General features: G+C 70.6%; 16 protein-coding genes and 1 pseudogene. 6 read left to right on the top strand and 11 right to left on the bottom strand.

What is annotated here, in order from left to right; genetic code table 11:
• Positions 1 to 7: 7 nt before the first annotated feature.
• Together ACQHII_RS46000 and ACQHII_RS45995 are read right to left on the bottom strand one after the other, a co-directional pair.
• Entirely contained in the window at positions 8 to 775 is a 768-nt protein-coding gene (locus ACQHII_RS46000; protein ID WP_427924886.1) for an ABC transporter ATP-binding protein, read from the bottom strand.
• Complete coding sequence (locus ACQHII_RS45995; RefSeq protein ID WP_427924885.1) at positions 775 to 1,836, bottom strand: FecCD family ABC transporter permease; 1,062 nt, start codon at positions 1,834 to 1,836, stop codon at positions 775 to 777. Before ACQHII_RS45995 ends, ACQHII_RS46000 begins: the two co-directional genes overlap by 1 nt.
• A gap of 317 nt (positions 1,837 to 2,153) precedes the next feature.
• On the opposite strand from ACQHII_RS45995, the gene ACQHII_RS45990 reads away from it, so the two are divergent.
• Positions 2,154 to 2,906, top strand: coding sequence for an aminoglycoside phosphotransferase family protein (locus ACQHII_RS45990; RefSeq protein ID WP_427924884.1), 753 nt, complete (start codon positions 2,154 to 2,156; stop codon positions 2,904 to 2,906).
• Here the strand turns inward: ACQHII_RS45990 and ACQHII_RS45985 are convergent.
• Positions 2,884 to 3,375 carry an FBP domain-containing protein gene (locus tag ACQHII_RS45985; protein ID WP_427924883.1) on the bottom strand — a complete coding sequence of 164 codons (492 nt, stop codon included), beginning with the start codon at positions 3,373 to 3,375 and terminating at the stop codon, positions 2,884 to 2,886. The two genes, ACQHII_RS45990 and ACQHII_RS45985, sit on opposite strands and share 23 nt — an antisense overlap.
• Before the next feature lie 87 nt (positions 3,376 to 3,462).
• Here ACQHII_RS45985 and ACQHII_RS45980 point away from each other — a divergent pair, with 87 nt between their 5' ends.
• Both ACQHII_RS45980 and ACQHII_RS45975 read left to right on the top strand, forming a co-directional pair.
• Positions 3,463 to 4,056: a TetR/AcrR family transcriptional regulator gene (locus ACQHII_RS45980; RefSeq protein ID WP_427924882.1), complete on the top strand. Its 594-nt coding sequence runs from the start codon at positions 3,463 to 3,465 to the stop codon at positions 4,054 to 4,056.
• Positions 4,057 to 4,155: 99 nt separating this feature from the next.
• The gene (locus ACQHII_RS45975) at positions 4,156 to 4,692 is read left to right on the top strand and encodes a hypothetical protein (protein WP_427924881.1); all 537 of its coding nucleotides are present in this window, start codon (positions 4,156 to 4,158) and stop codon (positions 4,690 to 4,692) included.
• A 13-nt stretch (positions 4,693 to 4,705) separates the two neighbouring features.
• Here the strand turns inward: ACQHII_RS45975 and ACQHII_RS45970 are convergent, their stop codons facing one another.
• From ACQHII_RS45970 to ACQHII_RS45960, 3 genes are all read right to left on the bottom strand, one after another.
• Positions 4,706 to 5,575, bottom strand: coding sequence for a helix-turn-helix transcriptional regulator (locus ACQHII_RS45970; RefSeq protein ID WP_427924880.1), 870 nt, complete (start codon positions 5,573 to 5,575; stop codon positions 4,706 to 4,708).
• A 64-nt stretch (positions 5,576 to 5,639) separates the two neighbouring features.
• On the bottom strand, positions 5,640 to 6,560 hold the full coding sequence (locus ACQHII_RS45965; RefSeq protein WP_427924879.1) for an alpha/beta hydrolase: 921 nt from the start codon (positions 6,558 to 6,560) through the stop codon (positions 5,640 to 5,642).
• A 49-nt stretch (positions 6,561 to 6,609) separates the two neighbouring features.
• Positions 6,610 to 7,077, bottom strand: a complete 468-nt coding sequence (locus tag ACQHII_RS45960) for a cupin domain-containing protein (protein ID WP_427924878.1) — start codon at positions 7,075 to 7,077, stop codon at positions 6,610 to 6,612.
• 197 nt (positions 7,078 to 7,274) lie between these two features.
• On the opposite strand from ACQHII_RS45960, the gene ACQHII_RS45955 reads away from it, so the two are divergent.
• Positions 7,275 to 7,919, top strand: a complete 645-nt coding sequence (locus ACQHII_RS45955) for a TMEM175 family protein (protein ID WP_427924877.1) — start codon at positions 7,275 to 7,277, stop codon at positions 7,917 to 7,919.
• A 414-nt stretch (positions 7,920 to 8,333) separates the two neighbouring features.
• Here the strand turns inward: ACQHII_RS45955 and ACQHII_RS45950 are convergent, their stop codons facing one another.
• On the bottom strand, positions 8,334 to 8,831 hold the full coding sequence (locus ACQHII_RS45950; protein WP_427924876.1) for a GNAT family N-acetyltransferase: 498 nt from the start codon (positions 8,829 to 8,831) through the stop codon (positions 8,334 to 8,336).
• 26 nt (positions 8,832 to 8,857) lie between these two features.
• On the opposite strand from ACQHII_RS45950, the gene ACQHII_RS45945 reads away from it, so the two are divergent.
• Together ACQHII_RS45945 and ACQHII_RS45940 are read left to right on the top strand one after the other, a co-directional pair.
• Positions 8,858 to 9,448 carry a CGNR zinc finger domain-containing protein gene (locus ACQHII_RS45945; RefSeq protein ID WP_427924875.1) on the top strand — a complete coding sequence of 197 codons (591 nt, stop codon included), beginning with the start codon at positions 8,858 to 8,860 and terminating at the stop codon, positions 9,446 to 9,448.
• Between the two features lie 81 nt (positions 9,449 to 9,529).
• Positions 9,530 to 10,930: pseudogene (locus ACQHII_RS45940) on the top strand (glutamate decarboxylase).
• Between the two features lie 47 nt (positions 10,931 to 10,977).
• Here the strand turns inward: ACQHII_RS45940 and ACQHII_RS45935 are convergent.
• The 4 genes from ACQHII_RS45935 to ACQHII_RS45920 form a co-directional block, all read right to left on the bottom strand.
• The gene (locus ACQHII_RS45935; protein ID WP_427924874.1) at positions 10,978 to 12,036 is read right to left on the bottom strand and encodes a threonine aldolase family protein; all 1,059 of its coding nucleotides are present in this window, start codon (positions 12,034 to 12,036) and stop codon (positions 10,978 to 10,980) included.
• Between the two features lie 19 nt (positions 12,037 to 12,055).
• Complete coding sequence (locus ACQHII_RS45930; RefSeq protein ID WP_427924873.1) at positions 12,056 to 12,631, bottom strand: helix-turn-helix domain-containing protein; 576 nt, start codon at positions 12,629 to 12,631, stop codon at positions 12,056 to 12,058.
• Positions 12,628 to 13,353 (bottom strand): metal-dependent hydrolase, encoded by a 726-nt coding sequence (locus tag ACQHII_RS45925; protein ID WP_427924872.1) that lies wholly within the window; start codon positions 13,351 to 13,353, stop codon positions 12,628 to 12,630. The genes ACQHII_RS45930 and ACQHII_RS45925 overlap by 4 nt, the downstream gene beginning before the upstream one ends.
• A 73-nt stretch (positions 13,354 to 13,426) precedes the next feature.
• Entirely contained in the window at positions 13,427 to 13,879 is a 453-nt protein-coding gene (locus ACQHII_RS45920) for a DUF6194 family protein (protein ID WP_427925552.1), read from the bottom strand.
• Positions 13,880 to 13,924: the final 45 nt, after the last annotated feature.

Raw genomic sequence — 13,924 nt, 5'->3', positions numbered from 1 at the left:
TAGGTCCTTAGGCAGTGGGCGGGAGCAGGTCGAAAAGGAGCTGGACCGCGCCGGTCTCCGGGTGTCGGACCGGGTGCGCTCGGACTCCGAACACACCGGCGAGCAGGGTGGGTTGGAGTACGTCGTGCGGTGCGCCGGACGCGACGATCCGGCCGTCCGCGATCACGTACAGCAGGTCGCAGTGCGCGGCGGCGAGGTTGAGGTCGTGCAGGGCCGCGAGTACGGTGAGGCCGCTGCGGCGGACCATGGACAGCACGTCCAACTGGTGGGCGATGTCGAGGTGGTTGGTGGGTTCGTCGAGGACGAGGACACGTGGGCGCTGGGCCAGTGCGCGGGCGATCAGGACGCGCTGCCTCTCACCGCCGGACAGGGCGAGGAACCCTCGGTCGGCAAGGTGGGCGACACCGGTGCGTTCCATGGCTTCGGCGCAGATCTCCCGGTCCGACGCGGCGGTCCGGTCCCGGTGCGGCAGCCGTCCCATGGCGACCACTTCGGTGACGGTGAAGTCGAACTCAGCCGACGACTCCTGCGGCAGCGCGGCCAACACGCGGGCAGCGGCCCGTGGTTCCATCGCGTGCACGTCGTCCCCGTCGAGCCGGATCACGCCTCCGGCCGGCCGCAGCGCTCGGTACACGCACCTCAACAGGGTCGATTTACCACTGCCGTTGGGGCCGACGAGTCCGACGAAGGCCCCTGAGTCCACCTTGAGCTTGATGTCGTCGACCAGCCGTACCGCGCCCGCGTCGACCGACAGCCCCTCGATGTCGAGTCGCATCAACGCCCCCCGAACGCATGGCCGCCGCGCCGCATCAGCAGCAGGAAGGCGGGCACTCCCACGACGGCGGTGATGACGCCGACCGGGAGTTCGGCGGGCGCGAGCAGCAGCCGGGACAGGACGTCGGCCCACACCAGCAGGACCGCGCCGACCAGGGGTGCGACCGCGAGAACCCTGCGGTGATCGGCGCCGACGAGCATCCGTACGAGGTGCGGCACCATGAGCCCGACGAAGCCGATGGCGCCGCTGACCGCCACCACCGTTCCGGTCACGGCCGCGGTGACGAGGAACAACTCCCGGCGCAGGCGGGCGGGTTGGACGCCTAGCGCGGCGGAGGTCTCGTCCCCCATCGCGAGGGCGTTGAGCGATTCCGCCCGCCACCGCAGCCACGCCCAGCCGGCCGTCACGGTGCCGGCGGCCAGCGGGACCTGTGCCCAGGTCGCGCCACCCAGGCTTCCGAGCAGCCACATCATCGCCGAGCGGGCCGCCTCGCCACGGGCCGCGCCGAACACCATCACGGTGGTGACGGCTTCGAAGCCGTAGGCCAGCGCGGTCCCGGTGAGGATCAGCCGCAGCGGGGTGAGGCCGTGCGGCGAGCGGGCCACGGCGTACACGAGGACCATGGCCGCGAGCGCCGAGGCGAACGCGGACGCGGACAGCGCCCAGACACCGAGGCCGGCGAACGCGCCCAGCAGGATGACGGCGTTGGCGCCGACCGCCGCGCCGGAGGAGATGCCGAGCACGAACGGGTCGGCGAGCGCGTTGCGGACCATGGCCTGGACGGCCACGCCGACGGCCGCGAGCCCGGCACCGACGACGGCCGCGAGGACGACTCTCGGGAGCCGGATCTCCCAGACGATGGTGTAGTCGGCGGCGTTGTCGGCGTGTATGGTCCCGCCGCTGACTCCGGCCCACAGGAAGCGGAACACGTCCGCCGGTCCGATGCCGGCCGCCCCCAGTGCGACACCGCACACGAGGGAGACGCAGAGCAGGAGCAGCAGCCCAAGTATCAGCAGCGGCTGAGGTGTTCGGGCCGGGCCGGAGCTCGGGGGTCGGCGCACGATCGGCGGTCCTTCACCTGGGGCCGCCTGGTGAGCCTCGATCGAGGAGACAGCCCGTACGACCGCGCCGGCCGCTCGGATCCCCTCTCGCAGTCCACGGCGAGCAGTCAACGGGTCGCACCACCCACGGGCGATCGGACTCACGCGACGGCCACGGGGTCGCCACGCACACCGTTGCGGGTCAGCGCCGGATTCTCACCGGACTTCCCCCGCGGGAGGCTAGGGGAGCCTAACAAACGGGGACGAGCAGGTCGGGGGCGCCCAAGCCCAGCCCGAACCCCGGCTCGCCCTCGACACGATGAACGGAGCGGTCGTAGATGCGGGATCAGACCGGCGAAGTACCCCTGCGCGGCGGGCGCGTGACCCCCGGCGTGGTGCGTGTCGGGGACACGGTGCGCCGACCGGTCACGGAGGCGTCACCCTTCGTGGCGCGGCTCCTCGGCCATCTCGAACGGCGCGGTTTCGCCGGTGCCCCACGTCACCTCGGCGTCGACGACGCAGGACGCGACACGTTCAGCTATCTGCCTGGCCAGGTGCCCGCCAGGTTCCGGCACTGGACCGACACCCAGGTCACGGCGGCCGGTGCGCTGCTCCGGTCCCTGCACGACGCGACCCGCGGCTGCGCGCTCGCCGGGGCGAGCCCCGTCGTCTGCCACCACGACCCCGGCCCGAACAACGCCGTGTTCCGCGACGGTCTGCCCTACGCCTTCATCGACTTCGACACGGCAGCACCCGGCGATCCCCTCGAAGACGTCGGATACGCGGCCTGGACATGGTGCGTCTCCTCCCGCGCCACCGCTCCGCCGGCCGCGGCGCAGGCGGCCCAGGCGCGGATCCTCGCGGACGCCTACGGTCTCGAAGCCCGCGCCCGTGGCGAGTTGGTCGACGCGATGCTCGACCGGCAGATCCGCAACGCGAGTTGGTGGCGGAAGCGCCTTGACCTCCCTTCCCAGGACGCCGAGTTGATCGGCTCCCGGATCGAGTGGTCCGAGCGGGAGTACGCGTACACCTCCGCGCATCGCTCCACGTTCGAGCGGGCGCTCCTCGTCACGCGCCCACTCTCGCGATGAACGTCGCCAGGTTCGTCACGGTGCGTCGGATCTTCTCCTCCAGGGTGAGGGACTCGTGGAGGCGGGCGCCGATGCCCGTGTCCTTCTTGCCGCGTACGTAGAGGGAGCAGGCGAGGTCGCTGCACATGTAGACGCCGACGGAGTTGCCCTGCTGGCCGGCCTTCCCCGACCTGGGGGCGACCATCAGGGAGACGCCTCCGGTGTGGGTGGTCAGGCAGACCGAGCACATGCTGCGGCGCTGCTGCCAGGAGCCGGCGCCGGAGGTGCGCAGCTGGACGCCGACCGGGCGGCCGTCCAGCTCGGTCACGACGTAGGCCCGGTCGGGGGCCTGGGGATCTCGCCAGCCCAGGAAGTCCAGGTCGTCCCAGGATCGTTCGGCCAGGTCACGGGGGACGGACAGGCGTTTGGCCTCGCCCTTGGTGCAGTTCACGAACGCGGTGCGGATCTCTTGCTCGGTCAGCGGCTTCATAACGGACACGCTAATTTGCCTAATCAAGTTAGGCAAATGCATAATCTTCGAAGGCGGGGTGACGGAATCGATGCGGAGGACGCGACCATGGCGAGTACCGGACGTGTGGGACTGACCACGGAGCGCCTGGTCCGGGCGGGCGCGGACCTGGCCGACGAGATCGGCTTCGAGCAGGCGACCCCCGCGGAGCTCGCCCGGCGATTCGGCGTCAGGACCGCGAGCCTGTACTCGCATGTGAGGAACGCCCACGACCTCAAGACCAGGATCGCCCTGCTGGCCCTGGAGGAACTGGCCGACCAGGTCTCCGCGGCGGTCGCCGGACGGGCCGGCAAGGACGCCCTGACCGCCTTCGCGAACGCCTACCGCGACTACGCGCTCAAGCACCCGGGGCGCTTCGTCGCGGCCCGCTTCCGGCTCGACGCGGAGACGGCCGCCGCCAGCGCGGGCGTACGGCACGCACAGATGACCCGGGCGATCCTGCGCGGCTACGACCTGGCCGAACCGCATCAGACGCACGCGGTACGGCTCCTGGGCAGCGTCTTCAGCGGCTTCGTCGGCCTGGAGTCCGCCGGCGGCTTCGACCACAGCGCCCCCGACGCCCAGGCGAGTTGGACCGAGATCCTCGACGCGCTGGACGCCCTGCTGCGCACCTGGCCCGGAGCGCCCGGATCACGACCGTAGAAGATGGCGAACCGCCGTCCGGCACCCCCTCGGCCGAATACTCTACGGATACGCACGGACACGACGCGCTGTCAGTCGCGGCCACCCGAGGAGGAACCCGTGTCATCGCCCCTCGACCCCCAGCACGCTCCCGTCGGCGACGTGGGCGCGGCGCTCATGATCGTCGACTCCCGGCTCAAGTCCGTCCACGACGGCAGGACGGGGTCCGATCCCGAACAGCAGGCGCTGATGGAGCAGTTCATCGCGTCGCTGGGTCCGGAGGGAGTCGGCGACGTGCTGGACGGCACGTGCACCCTCATCTACATCTTCATGACCTGGCTGCGGAAGGCGCACGAGAGTCAGGGCAAGGACGTCATCGAGTACGTGGTGCCCACCCTCGTGGGCACGCTGCGCATGATGCCCAAGAGCGTGCCGCCCGAGGCCATCCCCACCATGGCGGGCCTGGTCGTCGCGGCGGGCATCGGGCTGAGCCCCAATCTGTGGCGCGAGCAGTACGGGGACTGGACCAAGGAGGAGATGACCCCGCTGGAGGCCACCGCCTTCCTGCTCGCGGAACACATCAACCGCATCACCGAGGACCCCGACTCCGCGACCCGTCTGATCACCGACGCGCTGTCGCGCGCGGACGAGGACTGACATACCGCGGCCTTCACGGAACGCGGGCCGGCAGGGGGCGGGCCGCGCGCAGATCGTCCAGCTTCTCCGCGTCGTCCGTCCCGGCCGCCGCCGTGTACGTGACGATCCTGAGGTCGGTGCCGGCGGCCATCACCACGTCGAGGTCGAGGTCGATGTCTCCAACTCGTGGGTGCTCTACGGTCTTTCGGTCGCCGACGTGGGTGCGGGCCGTGCCGTTGGACCACAGGCGGGCGAAGCGCGGGCTGTCGCGCAGCATGCGGTCGACGAAGGCGACGAGCCGTGCGTCATGGGGATGGGCGGCGGCCGTGACCCTCAGGTCGGCGACGAGATCCTCCTCCTCGACCTCGTCGCCCGCCCAGGACCGCACGGGCCAGCCCGCGATCGGCGCCCGCGCGGTTCCGCCGCCCGGCCGGAACATCCCGGCCACGAGGTTGTGTTCGTCCCAGCCGTAGGTGCGGGGATCGCCGACCGCGGCGGACCACATGTCGTTCCAGCCGATGAGGGTCCAGTCGGCGGCGAACACCGCCGTGGGATTGTCGGCCAGTTGCCCCACGAGCCGGTGCACCCTCGCGGGCATGTGCCTGGACACGTTCCCGGTCGCGGGCGGCGCGAGGTGGGCGCAGCGGAACAGGTGGTCGCGTTCGGACGGTTCGAGGCGCAGCGCCCTGGCCAGCGCGGTGACCACCTGGGCCGACGGGTTGCGGGCGCGGCCCTGCTCCAGCCGCACCACGTAGTCGACCGACAGGCCCGCCAGCCGCGCCAGTTCCTCCCGGCGCAGTCCGGGGATGCGCCGCTCCCCGCCCGGCTCCAGCCCGCTGTCCTGTGGAGACACCCGCTCTCGCCACCCCCGCAGAGCGATGCCGAAGTGGTTCGTCGCAGCCATGCACGACATCGTCGTCGACCCGCCGTACGGCACACGGAGCTTCGGCCTCCGCACTACGGATTCTTTACCCGACCGCCTCGACGTCTTCGGTGACGTCCGTCCAGTGGGCCCGTGTGAACGCGGCGGCGGCGTCGAGCGCTTCGGCGCCCTCGTCGAGCATCACCGCGAACCCCTGGAAGACGTGCGGGACTTGGGACCAGACCTGTAGATCGACCCGTACGTCGCACTCGGCGGCGCGGGCCGCCAGTCGTACGGCGTCGTCCAGCAGGATCTCGTGCGAACCGACCTGGACGAGCAGCGGCGGCAGGCCGGTCAGGTCCGCGAAGACGGGGCTGGCGTAGGGCGTGGAGGGGTCCGTGTCGCGGAGATAGTCGCGAGCCCGCCTGCGCAGTCCCTCCGGGGTCAGCGCGGGATCGACGGCCGCCTTGCTCACCACGCTCGCGCCGGACACGCCGAGGTCGGCCCACGGGGAGAACACCGCGGCCGACGCGGGCCGGGGCAGCCCCGCGTCCTTGGCGGCGACCAGGGTCGCGGCGACCAGACCGCCGCCCGCGGACTCGCCGACGAAGGCGATCGCGGAGCTGGGCACTCCGTCGTCGAGGAGGGCCCGGTAGACGGCCAGGGCGTCGTCGACGGCCGCGGGGAAGGGGTGTTCGGGGGCCAGCCGGTAGTCGACGCAGACGGCGCGCGCGTCGGTGCGCCGTACGATCTCGGCGGCCAGGCCTACGGCGTCTGCCGCCGAGCCGATGGCGTAGGCGCCGCCGTGCAGGTAGAGGACCACGGTCGCGGGGTCGCTCGCCGGGGTCTCGACGGTGACGACCGGTACGCCGCCCAGTTCGCCCGCCGTGGTCGAGACGTCGGGCGGCACCGGGATGGAGGCCATCAACTCGCTGAAGACGGCGCGCTGTTCGGCGACATCGCCGCCGAGGTCGAGCGGACCGTGCCGCAGCAGTTCGTCGAGGGCCTGGCGCTGTTGCCGGGACATGGCTGTGCCTTTCGTGGTTCCGGTGAAAGTCGTGGGGGGGGGCCGCGGGTCAGCGCGGTGGGCCGACGATGATCTGGCCGAACTTGTCGGCGGCCTCCGCCATACGGTCCGGGGAGATCTCGAAGCCCTCGGGGCGCGGGGTCGTCAGGTCGCGTCCCGCGTGGCGGAACATGCCCTCGATGCCGCCCGGTGTGCAGATCATGAGGAGATCCGCCGTGTCCGAGGTGATCCGGTAGCCGTGCGGGACGTTGCGCGGAAGGAAGACGATTCCGCCCTCCGACAGCTCCATCTCCTCGTCGTCGCACCACAGCAGCGCACTGCCCTTGATCAGCATGAAGACCTCGTCCTCACGCGTGTGCATGTGGTAGGGCGGCGCCTCGCCCCTGGCGACGGAGAACCGTCCCACGGTCAGCTGTCCGCCGGTGGCCGCCGCGTCCAGAAGTACGGCGAACTCACCGCCGTCGAGCCATTCCAGTCGCTGCTGCTGCTCGGGCTGTGCGAGGTAGGCCAGGGTCATGACGGTGTCCGTTCGGCGTCCGCGCCGCGTCCGGTGCCACGCGGTCACGGGGATGACTCGGTCGCTTCGATGATCCTCTTGACTCCGCCCCGGCCGCCAGACATCCGGGTAGGACCAGCAGTACCACTCCCCCACGTCCGCCCCGGGGCTTCACACGCGTCCGGGACGGTCATCGTCGTGTGGCATCCTCTGCTGCCATGAACGTCTCGACTGATCAAGAACTGCCGTCCGAGAACGAGGACATGGAGATCCGGGCGGTCTCCGCGGAGCGCCTCACGTTCTTCGGGGACGCGGTGGTCGCCATCGCGCTGACACTGCTGGCCCTGGAGCTGCCGGTACCGGAGGGCACGACCAACTCCGAGCTGTGGCACTCGGCTTCGGACCACCGCGAGAGCTATCTCGCGTTCATGATCAGCTTCGTGGTGATCGCCGCGCACTGGCGCGCCCACCACCGGGTGTTCCGCTATGTCACGGCGTCCAACGGCAAGTTGACGGCCTTCACCATGTACTGGCTGCTCATGCTGGTGATCACCCCGTTCGCGACCGACGTGATCGGCGGGCACGGGGCGTTCCAGGCCCGGTTCGTCTTCTACGCCGTCGTGCAGTTCGCGGCCTGTCTCCTGTTCATACTGATGGCCAACGAAGTCCGCCGCGACGGGCTCTACCGCAACGGCACCCCGCCCGACCTGTTCTCCCGAACGATCCGAGGCCTCGGCATGGTGGCGGCGGGCTTCCTGGTGTCGATCCCGGTCTCACTCCTCACCCACTGGGCCTACCTCTGCTGGATCGTGGTGCCGGTCGCCGACACGATCGCCGCGCGGCGCCGGAGGCACTCTGGGTAAGGGTCCTTGGCCGGCTGAACCGAATCCGGCCGGTCAGCCCCGCCTCTCCCCTCGACCGCCGTGATGAGCAGTGCTGTGGCGGCCCACGCCGGAGTCCCCGCCGAGAACGGGTTCAGCGCGCGGGCGATCAGGAAGGCTACGCCCGCCCGACAGGAGAGTCGACACCGCGGCCGGCCCGTACGCGAGGGTGCCGGCGGCGGGTCCCGCCGCCTTCGCCGCGGCGGCCAGGCCGATCACGAGGACGAACGACCAGAAGCCGTCGGCCAGTACGAAACCGGCGGTGGCTAGTCCGGCGATGCCGAGGCCCAACCCCACCTGCTCCGCCCACAGTCGAGCACCCGCTGCGGTCGGCTGTCGGGGATCAGCTTGGGCATGAAGTGGCTCCGGTTCCCGGGCAGTTGTCGTCGTGACGGATCACGGGCGCCAGTACAGTGAGGGATCGGGGTGTTCGGTGAACCCGAGGTCGCGGTACAGCGGCTCGCCCTCGGCGGAGGCGTGGAGGTCGGCCCGGGAGACGCCGCTGTCCCGGAACCAGTCGAGCAGGCCCCGCATGATCGCGCGGCTGTGTCCGCGTCGTCGGTGGGCGGGGTCGGTGACCACGCCGAGGACCTGCCCGATCCGGCCGTTGCGCAGGTGCGGTCCGGGCAGGCGCTGCTCGACCGTGCCGATGCCGCAGGCCGCGAGGGTGCCGTCGTCGGCGTCCACGACGAGGATGCGCACGGTGTCCGCCGTCAGCTGTTCCTTGAGGACGACGGCCAGGGCGTCCAGCCAATCGCCGTCCGCCGACGCGGGGTTGAAGAAGTCGCCGCCCAAGTCCTCGAAGAGCAGCGCCCGTAGCCGTACGAGCTCCACGAGGTCGTACTCCACGGCCTGCCGCACCCGGGACGGGTCACTGTTGTCGCGTTGTCGCATGGTGATCAGACTGCTGTAATGGTCTTATGCACCTCAACCCTTACGGCGAGGATGCCGTGAACCTGGCCGCGGATCTGGTCAACCGGCCCGCCGCCGACGCCGGGGAACTCGGGGACCGCTGTCGCGCCGCCGGCCTGGTGCTGGAGCGGCCGACGACCGCCGAGGACCTCGACCGCGCCCGGTACGCGCTGGAGTCGTGGGAGAAGGTCGTCGACGCGAGCGACGAGCAGGAGCGCGCCGCGCTGGTCAACCGGATGCTGGAGGAGGCCGCCGCCTATCCGCGGATGACCGACCACGCGGGCAGCGGCTGGCACCTCCACTACCGCGACGAGCGGAAGCCGCTCGGCGATGTGCTGTTCTCGCTGATCGCGGTGGGTACGGCGCTGCATCTGGCCGGACGCGGAATGCACCGCCTGCGGCGCTGCGCGGTGGCCGAGTGCGACAAGGTCTTCGCCGACACCTCCCGCACGGGGCGGCAGCGCTACTGCTCCCAACTCTGCGCCAACCGCGACGCGGTGCGCCGCCACCGGGCCCGGGGTCAGGAAAATGAGGCATCCAGTATGTACAAGGGAAAATCCAGTTCATCAGTGCGCAAATCGATCACTGGATCGGTGTAATCGGCACATACGTCGCACCGCTCGGCGATCTAGCGTCGGAATGCACGGGGCCGCACGGACCAGAAAGGCATTCCCACACTCATGCCCATCCCGCATACCGCCGTCATGCCCGAAGCCGAGTTCGACACCCGGACCGTCTCCCGCCGCGCCGGACAGGCGGCCGCCGCCGACCTTCTGCTGCCGGTCGACGAACTGCCCGAGACCTCGTCCTCGCCCGACCTGATCTGCCGCCGCGTACGCGACGAGCTGATGCTCGACGGCAACGCACGCCTCAATCTCGCCACCTTCGTGACGACGTGGATGGAGCCGCAGGCAAGGGAGTTGATGGCGGAGACCGCCGAGAAGAACCTCGCCGACCGCGCCGAGTACCCGCAGATCACCGCCATGGAGGAGCGCTGCGTACGGATGCTCGCCCGGCTCTGGCACGCACCGCACCCGGAGCAGGTCCGCGGCTGCTCGACCACCGGTTCCAGCGAGGCCGCGATGCTCGGCGGACTCGCGCTCAAGCGACGCTGGCAGGAACGCCGGCGCGCCCAGGGCAAGGACACCGCGCGACCGAACCTGGTCATGGGCGCGAACGTCCAGGTGTGCTGGAAGAAGTTCGCCAACTACTTCGAGGTGGAGCCGCGTTACGTCCCGATGGAGCCGGGCCGCTACCACCTCACCGCCGACGCGCTCACCGCGTACTGCGACGACAACACCATCGGCGTCGTGGCGATCCTCGGCTCCACCTTCGACGGTTCCTACGAGCCCGTCGCGGACATCTGCATGGCTCTGGACGGCTACCAGGCAGCCACGGGCACCGACATCCCCGTGCATGTCGACGGCGCGTCCGGCTCCATGGTCGCCCCGTTCCTCGACCCGGACCTCATGTGGGACTTCCAGCTGGAGCGGGTCGCGTCCATCAACACCTCGGGGCACAAGTACGGGCACGTATTCCCCGGCCTGGGCTGGGCGTTGTGGCGCGACGCCGAAGCCCTCCCGGACGACCTGGTGTTCGAGGTCGACTACCTAGGCGGCAGTTCCCCCAGCTTCACGCTCAACTTCTCCCGGCCGGGGGCGCATGTCGTCGCGCAGTACTACAGCTTCCTCCGCTACGGCTTCGAGGGGCTGCGTGATCTGGCGTCCCAGAGCCGGACCACCGCCCGCGCCCTCGCCGCGCGCATCCGCACCATCGCCCCCTACGAGTTGATCACGGACGGCTCCGAACTCCCGGCGTTCGCCTTCCGGTTGACCCCCGGCACGCAGGGCTTCACGGTGTTCGACGTCTCGCACGGCATGCGCGCCCGCGGCTAGCACCTGCCCGCGTACAGCTTCCCCGCCCCGTGCCAGGACGTCTCCGTTCTACGGCTGGTGGTGCGCACCGGGTTCACGGCGGAACTCGCCGGCATGTTCATCGCCGACCTGACCGAGGTCACCCGGAACCTGCACACCGTCGTGCCGACACTCGCACCGCCGCTCCAGCCTCTCGTCACCGCCTGACAAGTCGCCCTGAGGGAAACGGAGTTCACCGGTCCCGCCGCCGAGGCTCAGCGGGTGTGGCGGCGGACCGCGTCGAGGAGCTGGTCGATGTCGTCGGGGCTGTGCGAGAAGGCGGTGACGAAGCGGACGATGCCCGGCTCCCAGCGGTCGTGGTAGAAGGCGTAGCCCTCGGCGAGGAGTCCTTCGGTGACGTGCTGGGGCAGGCGGCAGAAGAGGATGTTGGCCTGCGGGGTGGCCAACAGGCCCGCGCCGGCGATGGACTTGAGGCCGTCGCCGAGCCGGGCGGCCATCTCGTTGGCCCGGCGGGCGTTGCGCAGCCACAGACCGTCGGTGAGGTACGCGTCGAGCTGGGCCGTCTGGAACCGCATCTTGGAGGTGAGTTGGCCCGCGCGCTTGGCGCGGAAGGCGAGTTCACCGGCGAGGGCGGAGTCGAAGGAGACGATGGCGTCGGCGGTCATGGCGCCGTTCTTGGTGGCGCCGAAGGACAGGACGTCGACGCCGGCCTTCCACGTCATCTCGGCGGCGGTGGCGCCGAGTTGGTCCAGTGCGTTGGCGAAGCGCGCGCCGTCCATGTGGACGCGCAGTCCGGCGTCCTTGGCGATGCCCGACAGCCGCCGGATCTCCTCCAGTGTGTACACGCTGCCGCTCTCGGTGGCCTGGCTGATACTCACCACGGACGGTTGCACGCTGTGCACGTCACCGGCCCGGCGCCGCACCGCCACCCGCAGCGCCTCGGGGTCGATCTTGCTGTCCGGGCCGGGGACGCCGACGAGTTTGGCACCGTCGGTGAAGAACTCCGGCGCCCCGCACTCGTCGGTGTTGATGTGGCTCTCCGGGTGCGAGAGCACGCTGCCCCACGGCGGGGCGAGGGCGGCCAGGCTCAGACCGTTGGCGGCGGACCCGGTGGAGACCGGGAAGACGTCGACGTCCCGCTCGAAGATCTCGCCGAACCTGCGGCGGGCCCGCTCGGTGCAGGGGTCGTTGCCGTACGGCAGCACCTGTCCGGCCGCCGCGTCGGCGACGGCCCGGGCTATCTCCGGCGAGGCTCCGGCCATGTTGTCGCTGATGAAGGCACGGCCGGAGGGGGTGGTGGCGATGGCGCTCATGAACGGGGGTTCCTCGGTGTCAGGTGCTGATGGGGGACGCGAAGACGACGGTGATGTCGACCTCGTCCGCGCCCGTGCGGTAGAAGTGCGGGGCGTCTCCGGCGAAGGCGAGCATGTCGCCGGGGCCGAGATCCTGCGGGGCGTCGACAGGACCGGCGGTGACGTACCCGGTGGCGACGAGCAGGTGCTCGATCGTGCCGGTGGCATGCGGCACACCGGCCAGCTCCGTCTCCGGCGGAATGCGCAGCCGCCAGATCTCCAGGCTGTTGCCGCTGCTGATCCGGCGCAGCAACTCCCTTGAGACCTCGCCCGGTTCGACGTCCGTGGCCGGCCGGAACACCGGCCCGGTGTCGGCGTCCCGCGCCAGGAGGTCGGCGATCGGGATGCGCAGGGCGATCGCGATGGCGTCCAGAGTGTCGATCGTCGGATTGCCGTTCCCGGCCTCCAGCTGCGACAGCGTGGCCTTGCTCAGCCCGGCCCGCCGGGCCATCTCCGCCGCGCTCATCCCGCGCTGCTGGCGGCGCAGCCGGATCTTCGCGCCGACCGCGGCGGCGGTACTGCTCACCGGCCGCCGGCCGGCCGACGGGGGCGTCATCGCGGGCTCCGGTGGGTCGCGGAGTAGGACACGCGGATACGGCCCTTCTTGACCTTCAGCGTCGACAGCACCAGCTCGGCGAGGTCCCCGAGGCCACGCACATGCGTGCCGCCGCACGGCGCGGAGTGCAGTGCGCCGAGGTGCACCACGCGCCGCCCGTCGGGCAGATACCGGGCGGACACCGGCGGGTCGTCGGCGACGGCAGCCACCACCCCTTCGCGGAGCACGGCGGTCACCTCCTCCCGCCCGTCCGGATCAGCCAGCCGCGCGTCCCCGTCCGGCGCGTGGAACTCGATGCGGGCCTGCCCGGGAAAGTGGATGCTGCCGGCCATCTCCCATCCCTGCGCCCGCCCGACCGCCTCGACGAGGTGCCCGGCGGTGTGCAGCGCGGCGTGCAGCATCCGAACCTCAAGATCGATCCGCGCCCGCACCCGCTCCCCCACCGCAAGGGGAGGAAGCCCGCCGCCCACGGCCGCTGTCGCCACGACCAGCCCCGAGTCCTGGTCCCGGACCGGGACGATCTCCCGATCCTCCAGCCATCCCCGGTCGGCGGGCTGTCCCCCACCCTGCGGATGAAACAGACAGTCCGCTACGGCGACCCAGGGCGTCCCGTCCCTCTCGCCGACCGCGATGACCGTCGTGTCGACCTGCTCCAAGTACGTGTCGTCCAGGTAGGCGCTGATCTGCGCGCAATCCCGAGGAACCGCGATTGAATGAACCATGCGTTCACTATACCGAACTCGGGAGGAACGTTGAACGCCGCGTTCATTTTACTAAACGCCGACAGCCACCCGTTCAACCCCCACCACCCCGCCCATGACGACGCACGAACCGGGCGCAGGCACCGTCATGGGCGCCACGCAACAGCCGTAAGACCGTGTCCGTCGTCCTCTGACCGGGATTGACGACGCAGACCCAGCCCTGGGCTCCGTACACCGGGTGCGGCAGCACCGTGTCGGCGACGGCGTGATCATGTGGTTCCTCCCCTGTGAGTCCACCGACCGCCGTACGGCCGACATGGATGTTGACGCGCCAGCGGCCCGGAGGGTCGAGGTCGGACGTGGTGTCGCCCGGGAGGTTCTTGGTGACGACGGTGCCGTACGGCTGGGTGTTCTGCGGCGGTCGGCCGTCGGGGGCGTAGTAGAAGAACGCGTCCCCCCAGGCGAGTTCGGGGAAGTCGCCGCCCGGCTCCGGTGCGAGCACGAGGACGCCGGGGAATTCTCGTACGGCTGCGATGATCTGTTCCATACTCATGGTTCAAGCATCATCTTCAAGTGCTCATGTGAGGTTGGG

The sequence above is a fragment of the Streptomyces sp. cg40 genome, from assembly GCF_050320165.1.
GTDB lineage: Bacteria > Actinomycetota > Actinomycetes > Streptomycetales > Streptomycetaceae > Streptomyces > Streptomyces hokutonensis.
This window is presented reverse-complemented; position numbering and strand designations above follow the sequence as displayed.

Coding starts and splice junctions, on each gene's coding strand:
- ACQHII_RS45930 (WP_427924873.1), bottom strand. CDS start 12,631: ATGACGCCCCCGTCGGCCGGCCGGCGGCCGGTGAGCAGTACCGCCGCC.
- ACQHII_RS45935 (WP_427924874.1), bottom strand. CDS start 12,036: ATGAGCGCCATCGCCACCACCCCCTCCGGCCGTGCCTTCATCAGCGAC.
- ACQHII_RS45945 (WP_427924875.1), top strand. CDS start 8,858: ATGCACCTCAACCCTTACGGCGAGGATGCCGTGAACCTGGCCGCGGAT.
- ACQHII_RS45965 (WP_427924879.1), bottom strand. CDS start 6,560: ATGTCCCGGCAACAGCGCCAGGCCCTCGACGAACTGCTGCGGCACGGT.
- ACQHII_RS45950 (WP_427924876.1), bottom strand. CDS start 8,831: ATGCGACAACGCGACAACAGTGACCCGTCCCGGGTGCGGCAGGCCGTG.
- ACQHII_RS45980 (WP_427924882.1), top strand. CDS start 3,463: ATGGCGAGTACCGGACGTGTGGGACTGACCACGGAGCGCCTGGTCCGG.
- ACQHII_RS45925 (WP_427924872.1), bottom strand. CDS start 13,353: ATGGTTCATTCAATCGCGGTTCCTCGGGATTGCGCGCAGATCAGCGCC.
- ACQHII_RS45920 (WP_427925552.1), bottom strand. CDS start 13,879: ATGGAACAGATCATCGCAGCCGTACGAGAATTCCCCGGCGTCCTCGTG.
- ACQHII_RS45970 (WP_427924880.1), bottom strand. CDS start 5,575: ATGGCTGCGACGAACCACTTCGGCATCGCTCTGCGGGGGTGGCGAGAG.
- ACQHII_RS46000 (WP_427924886.1), bottom strand. CDS start 775: ATGCGACTCGACATCGAGGGGCTGTCGGTCGACGCGGGCGCGGTACGG.
- ACQHII_RS45955 (WP_427924877.1), top strand. CDS start 7,275: ATGAACGTCTCGACTGATCAAGAACTGCCGTCCGAGAACGAGGACATG.
- ACQHII_RS45985 (WP_427924883.1), bottom strand. CDS start 3,375: ATGAAGCCGCTGACCGAGCAAGAGATCCGCACCGCGTTCGTGAACTGC.
- ACQHII_RS45990 (WP_427924884.1), top strand. CDS start 2,154: ATGCGGGATCAGACCGGCGAAGTACCCCTGCGCGGCGGGCGCGTGACC.
- ACQHII_RS45960 (WP_427924878.1), bottom strand. CDS start 7,077: ATGACCCTGGCCTACCTCGCACAGCCCGAGCAGCAGCAGCGACTGGAA.